Genomic DNA, 13,484 nt, shown 5'->3' with positions numbered 1-13,484 from the left:
CCTTCTTATTTCTTGAAGCTGACCACTTCTGTTACAACCTCTTTGTTCATCAAAAGATAATATTGTCTTCTAACAAGTCCATATTCAAAATAACGATATGATGATCTTTCACTGTGATAATACCATCTTTTTTCAACTGCTTTAAAATTCTGTTCACACTGCTAGCAGTTGAAATACCACAAAATTTGGCGATTTCTTCATTTGTGATCGAAAAATCGATCAGCATCCCCTCTTCTGTTCGCACACCGAATAAATCATATAATTCGTAAAGTTGCGTACAAACAGCTCCCAGTTTTCCATTTAACAGCATTTGTTGCATTTTTTTCATCGAATAAAGCAAGCGATAGCGGTAATACTCTTTTACATAGTGTTGCAGCTTTGGATCTTGGTTGATATTTTGCCAAAATCGTACACGATTGATTCGATAAAACTCTGCATATTCTGATTCAACTCGAATATTATACGGCGAATCGATGAATTGTGAATATTCGTCTTTTAAAAGAGAGACGATTTCAAGATCTTTGATATAGCGAAGGTTAAATTCTCTCCCATCATTTGAAATAACACTTGCTTTTACCGTTCCCTCTTTCAAGATATACGTATGGGAATCTTCCATCCCTTCGAATGTCAAATATTTATGATATCCTTTGCGTATTATCGGAAAATCATTTTTATCCAAATATTCCTTTAAGACTCTACTATCCAATGATGCTCCCCCATCCAAACTTTCATCTAAAAAGATCATACAGTACTTTAAAACTTTTTAAAGTCCAAAGGTATTTTACTAATGATATTAACATTTGTTAAGTACCTTTTTCTATCACTTATGCGATTTTTTTCCTTTTTTTTATTCGTTATACTGCAGAAGTAAAATTTTTTAAGAATAGAGGGAAAAAACATGAATTACTGGATGAAAACAATCATTAATCGATTAGAAACAGCGTATCAAACAAGATTTGACATGAAAGCTTCTTTAGTCTTTTTAAATGATGCGTATCAAAACTCGATCGAATTGATCAAAGCAGTGGATGAGAATCCAACAAACGAATGCGAAGAATTTTTAAACCTGTTTATGTCTACACGGGATTTATTTATTCGCCAACTTGTTGATCGCTATCCATCCAATTATCACGATGTAGAAGTCCAAATACAAAAATTAAAAGCATATTCAGCTTAAGGGGAATGTATAACATACATGGAAAAGAAATTATTTAATAAATATTTTATCGGAATCACATTGATCAATTTTATTGTCTACCTGATTTATTATCTATTGATGGTCATCATGGCAGTCATTGCGCAAGACACATTACACGCCAGCTTGAGCCAAGCAGGTTTTGCTTCTGGAATATATATCATCGGAACATTGCTGGCACGCTTATTCATGGGGAAACAGTTAGAACTATTTGGTCGGAAGTTTACCTTAAGAGGCGGCGCGATTTTCTATCTTCTGACAACATTAGCTTATCTTTATACACCAACTATCGGGGCATTGTATTTAGTTCGATTCTTGAATGGATTTGGTTACGGTACAGTTTCTACAGCTACAAATGCTATCGTTACTGCATATATCCCTGCATCTAAAAAAGGGGAAGGCATCAATTATTACGGATTAAGTACTAGTTTAGCTGCCGCTGTTGGACCATTTTTAGGAATGATTTTGCTGAACATGACTGACTTTCGTTTCATTATTTGGTTTTCAATTGTACTGGTCTTCTTTGTTACGATTGCCTGCCTTGTCTTTCCTGTAAAAAATATTCCATTATCTGAAGAACAAAAAACATCTCTTCGTTCATGGAATATCAATAGTTTTATTGAAAAGAAAGCACTTTTCATTACAGGAATCGCCTTTTTGATGGGTCTTTCTTATTCAAGTGTTTTATCATTTTTATCTTCTTATACAAAAGTAATCCACTTAGTTGCTGCTGGGTCATTTTTCTTCGTCGTATATGCTTTGGTCATCACGTTTACACGTCCATTGACTGGAAGGATTTTCGATGTCAAAGGAGAACAATACGTGATGTATCCTAGCTATTTATTCTTAACAGCAGGATTATTTTTACTGAGTGTAACGACAAATAGTGTGACATTGCTTATTTCTGGAGCATTAGTCGGCTTAGGTTATGGTACGTTCATGTCAAATGGACAAGCTGTCTGTTTGAAGATCGTAAAAGAACACCGCATCAGTATTGCTTTGTCTACCTACTTTATTGGTTTAGACCTAGGCTTAGGGGTTGGTCCTTATTTGATGGGGATGCTAAAATCTCTTACTTCATTTAGAGGATTGTATGTGATTGCCGGAGTCATTCCATTGATATGTACAGCGCTCTATCTTGCGAATGGCCGAAAACATAGTCATGAAGCAGAGGGCGAATTGATTGAATCATTGAAAAATGAAATTTAATCTTGATGAATAGATAAAAAAACCGTTCAGATCTGAAAATGATCTGAGCGGTTTTTTGAGTAAAAATAGTTTATGATTATTCTTAATTAAACATCTATTTATTTTTAAAGCTTTCATTTATCGATAAGAATAGTTTAACTGTTGATTTATTCCATTTTCCGTTCATCTGGTACGATTCCTTGACTTAGCAACCACTTGTGGAAGAACCATTCTGCCACACCAATCAATAGAGCAGGAATCAAGACTTTCATCCAAATATCGACTGTATCATTCATAAAGTATAGATAGAGCCACAAGATAACTGCAGCTGAACCAGCATCTGCGATCGTTGCTGCGATGTTTCCTACTTTACGTAAGATCAACAGATCCCCTAGCACATAGATCATCACTACGATAATTACCCCAACAATCGTTGAATCCATAAAGCTAACACCGTATAAACCGGTCAGCACGACCCAAAGAATTGCCCAGATCATGATTGCCTTCACTACCAACGCCTTCACATGTTTCATTTTCTGCACTCCTTTCTTCTGGATAAAAAAGTAAGGTTATCTAACAAGATAACCTTTTCGTTATTATACCATCGGCTAAGAGAAGCGAGCAAAGATAAGGTCCTATCTAAGAAAATGAAAAAATGGGAAAACACCTTAGAATATTCACGCAATAATTCATCCATACAGACATTCGATATGGTGTTCCTTTACTTTCTCATACTGTTCTTTTGCCAGTTCGTTACTTGTCACCAGATAATCGATTTCATGAAAAGCAATGGCTTGATGCATGAATTTATGTGCGATTTTTTGCTGTGTAACTAAAACGGCAAGCCGGTCTGCTTGTTTTCTATTTTTAGGTAAATGGTTTTTTACTTTGAAATAACCCCTCTTCATTTTGTTAATATAAGGTGTTTTTATCACTTGTCTTATAGCAAACTCTTGAATTTGCTCTCATTTATAATTATTCTAATTTCTTTACTTTTTTATTAACTCTATTCCCATCGCATTTGAAGTCGTTCCAGAATCTAGCTTACTGCGTATAACGAATATACGCTCATCATCTCTCTTATCCAATGTGTAGGCCCATTGATTATCTTCACAATATATCGTCAACCCATCATTTACTTTTATGCCTGTGAAAGCACCATTAAACTGGTGTTTATCATACGAAATGTCTATTGAATGTTTATCAATGTTGATTGTCCACATTGATTCATCTCCCGTATATACCCATTCTCCACAAAAAAAAGTTAGCTGCTCCCATTCTTCCTTTGATAATTCTAGTTCTTTTTTCTTCGGTTGACTAGCGGGAGAAGAACAAGCCGTACATAATAATATTGTTACTAGAATAAGAGAAGAAATTTTTTTATACTTCACTCCTAACACCCCTAATGCTATTTATAGATAATGCCAAGAAAATAATCCTGAATCTTGTTTGAATACCACCCCATGAGTACTAATCAAATGACTGGAAGGGTCCAGTAGATCATATCCATAGCTTGAATTACTCCATGGATTCCATACGGAAATCGTTTTATAAAAATCAAAGTTAGCGTACCCTCTAACAACAAACGCATGCCTATCCTTCCCTCTAGTTTGTTTTAGCGCAGATACCCAATATGGCCGATTCGCATTAATTTCAAGCATCGTTCCTTCTGCTGTAGCTGTCCCCCATCTATTTGAAATACTATGAAATCCATAAGAATTAGCGTAGCTAATACATTGGATATTTGAGGCAGATTCATCTGCTAAATTGGATGAACTTGGATACAAGGTTGACATCATCTATCGTGCAGTAGGAAAACTTTTCTTGGTTTGATAACGGATAATAGCTGTAGTAGCGTATGCTGCACACCATGAAGTTTTCCCTTGATTTTCAAGAAAATCCAAGTTTAGATACTTTTGTCCATATGCTTTGGATAACCTATCAATAGTTTGACTATCCGTAGATAAGCTAAAAATAAATTTGTTCTCGCACTCATTTGTCAATGTACGAAAATTGAAATTACTTAATTTTAATTCGCTAGGACTGACAAAGCATCCATAGGCAAACGAAACCGCTAACAAAAGCACTTGCTTAGAATAATTCTCTAAGTAACGTAAATCCACCATTTTAATTATTTTCCCTAATTTTTTCCAAGATCAACTCAATATCTTTTCTTAATTGTGCTATTTGACGTCGCGTATCATCATTATTTTTTTGAAGTATTTTCAGAGCGTAAAGACAAAATACTAAAAATAAGCCTAGAAGTATCATGCTATATATAGGGATAAACAACTATGCATCCTCCTCAAAAATAGTTTTATTATTTTCTAAAAATTCAGAAATAGCTTTTTCAGTGTAAACACCATCTAATCTATCAACTAAAACACCTTTAGAAATGATTAATAATGAGGGTACTACAGTTAAATCAAGCTTTTCAGCTACTTCCTCTAAGCTCTTTTCATCTTCGTTTCGAGCTATATCAGTTCTATAGTAGCTGGCTTTTATTTCTATACTTTTTAATATGTTCCGAAGGGTAGGTTCGATTTCTTGGCATTGAATACAAGTCGGTCTACCTACATATAATAAGAGAGTATCAGAACCTTCAAGCTTTGATTTTAACACTTCTGTCTTTATCTCAGGTAGAATATTATTCATACCAAATCTGCCCGTTTGAAAAAAAATCAACGAGAATGCTACTACAAAGAGACATAGAAACGATATAATTATTCTGCTAGTTTTAATCGACTTTTTCACATCTCATCAAATCCAATCAAAGTTTAAAACAAGCCACTACAGAACTCATCGTCCCAGTGCCTAAAGCTACGAAACCTCCAATACAAGCAGCATAAATAACTGGTATAGCTGGGCACGAACCAACACAAGCTCCTGCAATGATAGTCGCAACGTATTTACTAATACCAAGAACAACAACAATACAAGCAATTTTAGCAGCAACACCTCTACTCTGAGGTAACAAAACTCCTTGCTTTTATACATTTTGCATGTCCTTCTTAATTTGCTCGTTAGATAAAAACTCTTCATTAAGTAAATCAGATTTCATCAATTTACCGTTTACATAAGATTCAATTTGAATTTTATTGTTCAACCCTCGACTAATAATAGTTTCTTGATATCCTTCATTTTCTCCATTCTGACTGTAAGTAACCGTCAAATTACTAAATAAATTATAGTCATCGCCTACTATGGGCACTGTGATCGTATAAAAATCCTTTGAATTTTCTGTAACTTGTAGAACTTTTGCGTTTGTTAAATCCAACGAGCTTTTTGGTACATGAATAATCATATTTCTATTGCGTAATTCATTTGAAATCTTGACTTCATATCATTAGTTACTATTGTACTTACTAACTTTGTAGTTTCCGTAATATCAAACAACTTCGTGAATATATCTAATTTTTCATCCGTAAAATCTGAAATCATTTTTTCATTTGTTGTCTTATAATTAACTACTTTGCTTGCAGAAACATTTAGAACTGGGATAAATAATCGATCGACAATCTATCCACCACCCAAATAACAACCTATCCCCGATTTTCAATATTAAATACACACCTCCCGTGTTTTTATTTTATCTACTATGTTATTATGATTAAAAATACGTATTATTTTCATTTTGTGATTAATTTGCGCATAACAATTATAAAAGAACGGAGCGGTGATATGGATAGCGGGGAATTGCTTAAGAAATTGCGTGTAGAAAGAGGTATCTCTCAAAAAAAATTAGCTAACAATATAACAACAAGAAATACATTATCTAGATATGAAACTGGAAAAAATAGCATACCTTTTGTTATTTTATTGGAATTTCTTGATAAATTGAATATAACCATGGATGAATTTGTCTTATATCTAGAATTTGATAGCATACGAAAGAAAAATAAAAAGATAAAAGATTTTATTAAAGCTACTAGAGAGAATAGAGGATCACGGAAGTATACTTTAGAAATCATTCGAAAAAAAGCAAATACTACACGAGACATTGTTGATATTCGCAACTATTTAATCATAAAAACTTTTGATTGGTATACTCTGCCCATAGAAAAACGTAAGCTGAATAAAAATGATAAAAAACACTTGGATCACTTTGCCAATTATTTAGAAAAAGTAAATGAGTGGGGAAGATTTGAAATGATCAGTTTTAGCTCATTACTATTTCTTTTTGATACAAACTATATTTCCCAAAGGCTTACAGAAATCGAACGCAAAATTGAAAAATACAACGATTTTGAAATATTTCATCCGATATTATCCAGTCTTTATAATAATGCTTTTCTTTTAATGTTAGAACGCAAAAATATTCACTTTTCTAAACAATACTTACAAAAATTTGAAGCTACTCATCATAGATTATTGTTTGCAAAAGATACTCAGATATCCATTCAATTTTATAAGGCATTAATCTGTCATATAGAAGGAGATAGCATCAAAGGACGAAAACAAATAATGAAAATTTTACAAGGACTAGAATTATTAGAGATGGATAGTTTAATCAATGAATTTAAATTTGATTTAATAAAATTCGAAAAAATTTACTGTATCCCACCCATTTTTGAGTAACGATATCCATCTATTCATTATGGTCAAAAACGAAAAAAAACAGACTATCCCTATCGGATAGTCTGCTAAACGTTGAATTATCAGCGTTTTTATTATTCCGCAGCGTTTGCGTCTTTGAGACCGTATTTTTTGTTGAAACGGTCCACACGTCCGTCTGCTTGTGTGAATTTTTGACGTCCAGTGTAGAATGGATGTGAGTCAGAAGTTACTTCGACACGGATGACTGGGTATGTATTACCGTCTTCCCATTCAACTGTTTCTTGTGAAGTTTTTGTTGAACCTGACAAGAATTTGAAACCAGTTGTTGAATCCATGAATACTACTGGGTGGTAATCTGGATGGATGTTTTCTTTCATGATTTTTTCGCTCCTTTGCCCTGCTCCATTTGCTGAACCAGAGTTGATTTGTCGATTTACAACATTAACATCTTAACATGTTTCAGTCAAGGTTGCAATTATCTTTTCAGATTTCTGGTCGGATTTTTTTTACCAAAGGAGACATCTTGAAATTCTTTGAAAAATTGCTGATTGTTTTTTGTTTTACGCAAAAAGCGGATCAGTTGTTCCGTATATTCTAATGAATCTCCAGTCATATTTTTTCGAAGTTTCCAAATTTCTTCTAGTTCTTCACTTGGCATCAATAATTCTTCTTTTCGGGTACCTGATTTTTTGATATCGATGGCTGGGAAGATCCGACGTTCGGATAACTCGCGTGAAAGTTGTAATTCTAGATTTCCAGTTCCTTTGAATTCTTCATAGATCACGTCATCCATGCGGCTTCCTGTATCGACTAAAGCGGTCGCTAAAATCGTCAAACTGCCACCTTCTTCGATGTTTCTTGCCGCCCCGAAAAATTTCTTAGGTTTATACAATGCGGCTGGGTCAATCCCGCCACTCAATGTACGTCCGCTTGGTGGAACGACTAAGTTATAGGCCCGAGCAAGTCTAGTAATACTATCCATCAAGATAACGACATCTCGTTTATCTTCGACTAAACGCATTGCACGTTCCAATACTAATTCAGAAACTCGAGTATGGTTTTGCGGCTGCAGATCAAATGTAGAAGATACCACGTCGCCTTTCACGCTTCGTTCTAAATCCGTTACTTCTTCCGGACGTTCATCAATCAGCAGAACGATCAATTCTACTTCCGGATAGTTTTCGGTGATACCATTTGCGATTTCTTTTAATACAGAAGTTTTCCCTGCTTTTGGTGGTGCGACGATCAATCCACGCTGACCAAAACCGATTGGAGAGAAGATATCGATCATTCGGGTAGATAGTCTTTGCGGTGTTGTTTCCAGTTGAAGCTGTCTTTGCGGATAAAGAGGTGTTAAGGCTGGAAAATGCGGACGTTCTTTTGCTTCTTCCGGATCTTTTCCATTAACGCTTTCCACGTGCATCAAACCATAATAACGTTCCGATTCTTTAGGCGGACGGGCTTTTCCTGCCACTTTGTCCCCATTTCTCAAACTGAATCGTCTGATTTGTGAGGCAGAAATATAGATATCTTCTGCACTTGGTCCATAATTAATTGGCCGTAAAAAACCGTAACCATCTTGACCAACGATATCTAATATCCCTTCCATATAATAAAATCCTTGTTTCTCAGCTTGTGCACGAATCACAGCTAGAGATAATTCCTTTTTGTTCATCTTACTGTAATAAGGAATTTTAAATTCTTTGGCATAACTATAAACTTCTTTTAACGTTTTGTTCTCTAGTTCTGCCATTGTCAAATAATCGCTCATTCAGCTCCCACTTCCTCTATCATTTCGATTGATGCCCCTAAGGCTGTTAGTTTCTCGATAATATGATCATAACCGCGTAAGATATAATCTACGTTATAAATCGTCGTTGTTCCTTCTGCTAATAGTCCGGCAATCACTAAACAAGCACCTGCCCGAAGATCGGAAGCCACGACTTCTGTTCCGTGAAGTTTATTTGGACCATTCACGATGATCATATTTCCTTCCACGGTAATATCAGCGCCCATTCGAGCTAATTCAGGCACGTGATTCACCCGTTTCGCATAGATCGTATCGATGATTTCTGAAGTGCCTGCGGTCATCAATAGCAACGCAGTGAGTGGTTGCTGCAAATCTGTGGCAAATCCTGGATAAGGATAGGTCATGATATTTGCGGCTTTTAATTCTTTTGAGGGGTAAACTTCGATTTCATCTTCGCTGATTTTCATATGGACGCCAATTTCCTGCAATTTTGCTATAAAACTTTCCAAATGTTCAAAAATCACATTTTTCACTTTGATACCTTTTCCTGCTGCAGCTGCTAATGCCAGATAGGTTCCTGCTTCGATACGGTCAGGAATCATGAAATGACGACAGCCATGTAATGCTTCGACTCCTTCGATACGGATCACATCTGTACCCGCTCCTCGAACTTTTGCCCCCATATTATTCAGTAAAGTTGCCACATCGATGATTTCCGGTTCTCGTGCAGCGTTTTCAATTACTGTCTGTCCCTTTGCTTTTACAGCAGCTAACATCACATTGATTGTAGCTCCGACTGAAACCACGTCCATAAAAATCCGATTGCCATGCAACCCTTCATTTTCTGTCCGTAAATACATGGCACCATGTTCATTTGTCACTTCAGCACCTAGAGCTTCAAATCCTTTGACGTGTAGATCAATCGGTCTAGGACCTAAATAACAGCCTCCTGGCAGGCCTACCACCGCTTCCCCAAATTTACCAAGCAGTGTTCCCATAAAATAATAAGACGCACGCAAACTATTGATTTTTCCGTGCGGCATCGGAACCGATACGATTTCTCGAGGGTCAATTTCTAGTATGTTGTTGGAAAAATGGACCGTTGCGCCCATAATCTCTAAAATTTCAATTAATGAATGAACATCTTGTATGTCCGGCACACCTTCCAAGATCACTGGGGAATCAGCTAAGATTGCAGCTGGAATCAATGCGACTGCACTATTTTTTGCACCGCTGATCGTTACTTCGCCAGCTAAAGGTCGGTTTCCTTTGATTACGATTTTTTTCATCTGTTTCCACCTTGTTTATTAATCTTTTTTCATGGATATGCTTGTATTTTATCATAGATAAAAAAAAGAAACGAGCATGGTCTGCCGTTTTAAGTAAAAAAGAATGGAGAACGACTTCAAAAGTCGTTCTCCATTCCTATACATCGTATCTGTTATGTGGATGCTTACGCTTTGTTAGCTGAACCAAACCAGTCGATATGAGCTTTCGCATCTTCAACGATTGCTGCTTTACCTGGAGCTAATAATTTACGAGGGTCGAATCCTTTACCTTCTTTATCTTTACCAGCTTCGATATATTTACGAGTAGCTGCAGCAAATGATAACTGGAATTCAGTGTTAACATTTACTTTTGAGATACCCATTGAGATAGCTTTTTCGATTTGATCTTGAGGAATACCTGATCCGCCATGTAATACTAAAGGCATGTCTGGACCTACAGCATCAGCAATTGCTTGTAAGTGGTCAAATGCTAATCCTTTCCAGTTTTCTGGATATTGACCGTGGATGTTACCGATACCGCAAGCTAAGTAGTCGATACCTGTAGCAACCATTTGTTTGCATTCTTCGATGTCAGCTAATTCGCCGTTACCAATGATTCCGTCTTCTTCTCCGCCGATTGAACCAACTTCACATTCAACTGAGATACCTTTTGCGTGTGCTTTTTCAACAACGTCTTTAGCTAATTTCAAGTTTTCTTCGAATGGTAGATGTGAACCATCGAACATTACTGAAGTATAGCCTAGTTCGATACATTCCAAAGCAGCTTCGTAGTCACCATGGTCTAAGTGGATAGCAACTGGAACAGTGATGTTCATTGCTTCAACTAAATCAGTGATCAAATCTTTACAGATTTTGTAACCACCCATGTATTTAGCTGCACCCATTGATGTTTGGATAAGTACTGGTGCTTGTTTTGCTTCAGCCGCTTCAAGAATTGCTTGAGTCCATTCCAAGTTGTTTGTGTTGAACCCGCCGACAGCGTAACCACCTTTACGAGCAGCTTTTAAAAATTCAGCTCCTGATACTACTGGCATAATAAAATTCCTCCTAAGTTTTGTAAAACTAAATTTGTTAAGACAATTCTTAACCAACGACCCTATTTTACCAAACATTTCGGTAGTTTTCTACTAAAATCAATGAAAATGAAAATTTTCAAGAAGTTTTTTGCAAAAAATAAAATGCTTAATCGCTCTTTACTCAAAAAAAGTCTTTTACTTCCTATCTTTTTTCCTATAAATAATAACAAATCAGAAAAAGAGAAAAGTAACAAGAAAATTGCTTATCCCCTTCTCTTGATACTTTTCTCTTTCTATCAAGCTAAAAAATTATTTTGTTTCATGATCTGCTAATGATGCTCCGACAAATGCTTTGATTAATTTTTGCGGACGATTTGGACGAGAAATCAATTCTGGGTGGAATTGGCATCCCACAAAGAATTTCTTCTCTGGCAGTTCTACGATTTCTACTAAACGGTTGTCTGGTGAGACACCTGAAAAGACTAGTCCTTGTTCTTCAAACATTTGACGATATTTGTTGTTGAACTCATAGCGGTGACGGTGACGTTCTTGCACAACATCAGCTCCATCATATGCTTCAGCCGTCTTCGTTCCTTTTTTGATTTTACATGGGTATAATCCAAGGCGTAAAGTTCCACCCAAATTCTCGATGTTTTCCTGATCAGCCATTAAATCAATAATGTTGTTTGCTGTATCTGGATTCGTTTCAGCTGATGCCGCATCTTCCAACCCAACGACGTTACGTGCAAATTCGACACAAGCCATCTGCATACCAAGACAAATCCCTAAAAATGGAACGTCACTTTCGCGAGCATAACGAATTGCTTCGATTTTCCCTTCTACTCCGCGATCGCCGAAACCGCCAGGAACTAAGATTCCATCTGCATCTTTCAAACGTTCTTCTACATTTTCTCTCGTTAATTCTTGTGCTTTGATCCAATCGATCTCGATGTCTGAGTTATAGGCGAAACCAGAATGTTTCAATGCTTCAACTACTGAGATATATGCATCTGGTAACTCGACGTATTTACCGACAAGTGCAATCCGTACTTTTTTCTTCAAGTTCAAGACACGTTCTTCTAATTCTTTCCATTCTGTCATGTCTGCTTCTGGTGTATCTAGTTTCAAATGGTCGCAAACGATTTGATCCATTCCTTGTGCTTGTAAAACTAACGGGATGGAGTAAAGTGTATCTACATCTGGCGACTCGATGACTGCTTCTGGCTCGACATCACAAAATTGTGCCAATTTGTTTTTCACGCTTTGAGAAACAGGTTGCTCTGTACGTACCACCAAAATATTCGGTTGGATACCTAAACCACGTAGCTCTTTTACACTGTGCTGCGTTGGTTTAGTTTTCATTTCTCCAGCAGCTTTCAAGTAAGGGATCAATGTTGTATGGATATACATAACATTATCTGTACCGACATCTGCTTTCATTTGACGAAGTGCTTCAAGGAATGGCAAAGATTCTATATCTCCTACCGTTCCTCCTACTTCTGTAATGATCACATCTGAATCAGTCATTTTAGCTGCTCGCATGATTTTTTCTTTGATCTCATTTGTAATATGAGGAATAACTTGAACTGTTGCTCCCAAGTATTCGCCCTTACGTTCTTTACGCAAAACTTCAGAATAGATTTTTCCTGTCGTCACGTTGGAGTATTTGTTCAAATTGATGTCAATAAAACGTTCGTAGTGGCCCAGATCCAAATCTGTTTCAGCACCATCATCTGTTACGAATACTTCTCCGTGCTGATATGGGCTCATCGTCCCTGGATCCACATTGATGTATGGATCAAATTTTTGGATAGTTACTTTTAAGCCGCGGTTTTTCAATAAGCGTCCTAAAGAAGCTGCAACAATCCCTTTTCCGATTGATGAAACGACACCGCCGGTCACAAAAATATATTTTGTCATAAGTTCAAAAACTCCTTTTTAATTTATGTGCAGGAAAAGTCTCAGAAAATAAACAAAGCTCCCTATTCTTTAATAAGAATAGGGAGCCGAAATTTCTGTAAACTTCTGACCCTTTAAAAGGGTGCCCAAGGTGTATAATACAAGCTGACTGAGGGAAAGTCAAGTACTCAAATGAAGACTATCCGCTTACAATTTTTTCTTTTTCGATATCCTTTGAGAAATTATTTCTTAAGTCCTTTATGAGTGCAAAAAAATTCAACCCACATAATAGGCTTTAGATAAACATAGCTAACGTTAAACTTAAGCAAATCAGGAAATCTTTACTGAAAAATTTTAAGTGAAACAATAGATAAAAAATAAGGAGGTGCGACAAACGTCGTGCCCCCTTTATTTCTAAATAAACGGTGTTCAAAAGCCAGTTTCTCGGTATTAAGCCAAATTTATGCAAAAATTTGAGGAACCATTTTCACAAAATTTTTCTTAATACTCGAAACTAAACGTCTTTTTCACAACCTCTTGATAAACGGTGTTCAAAGACTTGCATCTGCGGTAATAAGTCCAACCAAGTC

The 13,484-nt window shown here is 36.2% G+C and carries 17 protein-coding genes and 1 pseudogene; 4 read left to right on the top strand and 14 right to left on the bottom strand.

Going from position 1 to position 13,484, the window contains the following annotated elements; all coding sequences use genetic code 11:
- Positions 1-49 precede the first annotated feature (49 nt).
- Positions 50-706 carry a Crp/Fnr family transcriptional regulator gene (locus HMPREF2731_RS06145; protein WP_002289231.1) on the bottom strand — a complete coding sequence of 219 codons (657 nt, stop codon included), beginning with the start codon at positions 704-706 and terminating at the stop codon, positions 50-52.
- Positions 707-898: 192 nt separating this feature from the next.
- Between HMPREF2731_RS06145 and HMPREF2731_RS06140 the strand changes: the two genes are divergently transcribed.
- A complete protein-coding gene (locus HMPREF2731_RS06140; protein ID WP_002335524.1) occupies positions 899-1,177 on the top strand; it encodes a hypothetical protein in 279 nt (92 codons plus the stop codon).
- A gap of 18 nt (positions 1,178-1,195) precedes the next feature.
- The gene (locus HMPREF2731_RS06135) at positions 1,196-2,404 is read left to right on the top strand and encodes an MFS transporter (RefSeq protein WP_002315436.1); all 1,209 of its coding nucleotides are present in this window, start codon (positions 1,196-1,198) and stop codon (positions 2,402-2,404) included.
- A 146-nt stretch (positions 2,405-2,550) separates the two neighbouring features.
- Here HMPREF2731_RS06135 and HMPREF2731_RS06130 read toward each other — a convergent pair whose 3' ends face one another.
- The 7 genes from HMPREF2731_RS06130 to HMPREF2731_RS06095 form a co-directional block, all read right to left on the bottom strand.
- Positions 2,551-2,916, bottom strand: coding sequence for a DUF2512 family protein (locus HMPREF2731_RS06130; RefSeq protein WP_002289228.1), 366 nt, complete (start codon positions 2,914-2,916; stop codon positions 2,551-2,553).
- Between the two features lie 156 nt (positions 2,917-3,072).
- Complete coding sequence (locus tag HMPREF2731_RS06125) at positions 3,073-3,291, bottom strand: DeoR/GlpR family DNA-binding transcription regulator (protein WP_080004838.1); 219 nt, start codon at positions 3,289-3,291, stop codon at positions 3,073-3,075.
- Positions 3,292-3,372: 81 nt separating this feature from the next.
- Positions 3,373-3,774 (bottom strand): hypothetical protein, encoded by a 402-nt coding sequence (locus HMPREF2731_RS15300; protein WP_002320697.1) that lies wholly within the window; start codon positions 3,772-3,774, stop codon positions 3,373-3,375.
- Between the two features lie 21 nt (positions 3,775-3,795).
- Positions 3,796-4,179, bottom strand: a complete 384-nt coding sequence (locus HMPREF2731_RS14860; protein WP_141762868.1) for a hypothetical protein — start codon at positions 4,177-4,179, stop codon at positions 3,796-3,798.
- Positions 4,180-4,182: 3 nt separating this feature from the next.
- On the bottom strand, positions 4,183-4,509 hold the full coding sequence (locus tag HMPREF2731_RS06110; RefSeq protein WP_070872579.1) for a hypothetical protein: 327 nt from the start codon (positions 4,507-4,509) through the stop codon (positions 4,183-4,185).
- A 166-nt stretch (positions 4,510-4,675) separates the two neighbouring features.
- The gene (locus tag HMPREF2731_RS06105; protein ID WP_070872583.1) at positions 4,676-5,038 is read right to left on the bottom strand and encodes a thioredoxin family protein; all 363 of its coding nucleotides are present in this window, start codon (positions 5,036-5,038) and stop codon (positions 4,676-4,678) included.
- A gap of 334 nt (positions 5,039-5,372) precedes the next feature.
- Positions 5,373-5,687, bottom strand: coding sequence for a hypothetical protein (locus HMPREF2731_RS06095; RefSeq protein WP_024636481.1), 315 nt, complete (start codon positions 5,685-5,687; stop codon positions 5,373-5,375).
- Positions 5,688-6,064: 377 nt separating this feature from the next.
- On the opposite strand from HMPREF2731_RS06095, the gene HMPREF2731_RS06090 reads away from it, so the two are divergent.
- A complete protein-coding gene (locus HMPREF2731_RS06090) occupies positions 6,065-6,961 on the top strand; it encodes a helix-turn-helix domain-containing protein (protein WP_070872576.1) in 897 nt (298 codons plus the stop codon).
- A 92-nt stretch (positions 6,962-7,053) separates the two neighbouring features.
- Here the strand turns inward: HMPREF2731_RS06090 and HMPREF2731_RS06085 are convergent, their stop codons facing one another.
- The 4 genes from HMPREF2731_RS06085 to HMPREF2731_RS06070 form a co-directional block, all read right to left on the bottom strand.
- Positions 7,054-7,317 (bottom strand): type B 50S ribosomal protein L31, encoded by a 264-nt coding sequence (locus tag HMPREF2731_RS06085; protein ID WP_002290330.1) that lies wholly within the window; start codon positions 7,315-7,317, stop codon positions 7,054-7,056.
- A gap of 98 nt (positions 7,318-7,415) precedes the next feature.
- The gene (rho, locus tag HMPREF2731_RS06080; protein WP_002290332.1) at positions 7,416-8,711 is read right to left on the bottom strand and encodes a transcription termination factor Rho; all 1,296 of its coding nucleotides are present in this window, start codon (positions 8,709-8,711) and stop codon (positions 7,416-7,418) included.
- Entirely contained in the window at positions 8,708-9,979 is a 1,272-nt protein-coding gene (locus HMPREF2731_RS06075; protein ID WP_002290334.1) for a UDP-N-acetylglucosamine 1-carboxyvinyltransferase, read from the bottom strand. The genes rho and HMPREF2731_RS06075 overlap by 4 nt, the downstream gene beginning before the upstream one ends.
- 164 nt (positions 9,980-10,143) lie before the next feature.
- Entirely contained in the window at positions 10,144-11,013 is an 870-nt protein-coding gene (locus tag HMPREF2731_RS06070) for a class II fructose-bisphosphate aldolase (RefSeq protein ID WP_002290335.1), read from the bottom strand.
- A 102-nt stretch (positions 11,014-11,115) separates the two neighbouring features.
- Between HMPREF2731_RS06070 and HMPREF2731_RS15525 the strand changes: the two genes are divergently transcribed.
- The gene (locus tag HMPREF2731_RS15525; protein ID WP_083325476.1) at positions 11,116-11,328 is read left to right on the top strand and encodes a hypothetical protein; all 213 of its coding nucleotides are present in this window, start codon (positions 11,116-11,118) and stop codon (positions 11,326-11,328) included.
- On the opposite strand, the gene HMPREF2731_RS06065 is transcribed toward HMPREF2731_RS15525, so the two are convergent.
- Positions 11,305-12,915 (bottom strand): CTP synthase, encoded by a 1,611-nt coding sequence (locus HMPREF2731_RS06065; protein WP_070872574.1) that lies wholly within the window; start codon positions 12,913-12,915, stop codon positions 11,305-11,307. The genes HMPREF2731_RS15525 and HMPREF2731_RS06065 overlap by 24 nt on opposite strands.
- 178 nt (positions 12,916-13,093) lie before the next feature.
- Positions 13,094-13,279, bottom strand: a pseudogene (locus tag HMPREF2731_RS15520) (hypothetical protein); the annotation flags it as partial.
- Between the last annotated feature and the right edge of the window lie 205 nt (positions 13,280-13,484).

It is taken from the genome of Enterococcus sp. HMSC072F02 (assembly GCF_001837725.1).
Lineage (GTDB): Bacteria > Bacillota > Bacilli > Lactobacillales > Enterococcaceae > Enterococcus_B > Enterococcus_B lactis.
The sequence above is the reverse complement of the archived record's forward strand: the minus strand, read 5'-3'. Positions and strand labels throughout refer to the sequence as shown.

Coding starts and splice junctions, on each gene's coding strand:
- HMPREF2731_RS06140 (WP_002335524.1), top strand. CDS start 899: ATGAATTACTGGATGAAAACAATCATTAATCGATTAGAAACAGCGTAT.
- HMPREF2731_RS06135 (WP_002315436.1), top strand. CDS start 1,196: ATGGAAAAGAAATTATTTAATAAATATTTTATCGGAATCACATTGATC.
- HMPREF2731_RS06130 (WP_002289228.1), bottom strand. CDS start 2,916: ATGAAACATGTGAAGGCGTTGGTAGTGAAGGCAATCATGATCTGGGCA.
- HMPREF2731_RS06125 (WP_080004838.1), bottom strand. CDS start 3,291: ATGAAGAGGGGTTATTTCAAAGTAAAAAACCATTTACCTAAAAATAGA.
- HMPREF2731_RS14860 (WP_141762868.1), bottom strand. CDS start 4,179: ATGTCAACCTTGTATCCAAGTTCATCCAATTTAGCAGATGAATCTGCC.
- HMPREF2731_RS06110 (WP_070872579.1), bottom strand. CDS start 4,509: ATGGTGGATTTACGTTACTTAGAGAATTATTCTAAGCAAGTGCTTTTG.
- HMPREF2731_RS06105 (WP_070872583.1), bottom strand. CDS start 5,038: ATGAATAATATTCTACCTGAGATAAAGACAGAAGTGTTAAAATCAAAG.
- HMPREF2731_RS06095 (WP_024636481.1), bottom strand. CDS start 5,687: ATGATTATTCATGTACCAAAAAGCTCGTTGGATTTAACAAACGCAAAA.
- HMPREF2731_RS06090 (WP_070872576.1), top strand. CDS start 6,065: ATGGATAGCGGGGAATTGCTTAAGAAATTGCGTGTAGAAAGAGGTATC.
- HMPREF2731_RS06085 (WP_002290330.1), bottom strand. CDS start 7,317: ATGAAAGAAAACATCCATCCAGATTACCACCCAGTAGTATTCATGGAT.
- rho (WP_002290332.1), bottom strand. CDS start 8,711: ATGAGCGATTATTTGACAATGGCAGAACTAGAGAACAAAACGTTAAAA.
- HMPREF2731_RS06075 (WP_002290334.1), bottom strand. CDS start 9,979: ATGAAAAAAATCGTAATCAAAGGAAACCGACCTTTAGCTGGCGAAGTA.
- HMPREF2731_RS06070 (WP_002290335.1), bottom strand. CDS start 11,013: ATGCCAGTAGTATCAGGAGCTGAATTTTTAAAAGCTGCTCGTAAAGGT.
- HMPREF2731_RS15525 (WP_083325476.1), top strand. CDS start 11,116: ATGAAAATGAAAATTTTCAAGAAGTTTTTTGCAAAAAATAAAATGCTT.
- HMPREF2731_RS06065 (WP_070872574.1), bottom strand. CDS start 12,915: ATGACAAAATATATTTTTGTGACCGGCGGTGTCGTTTCATCAATCGGA.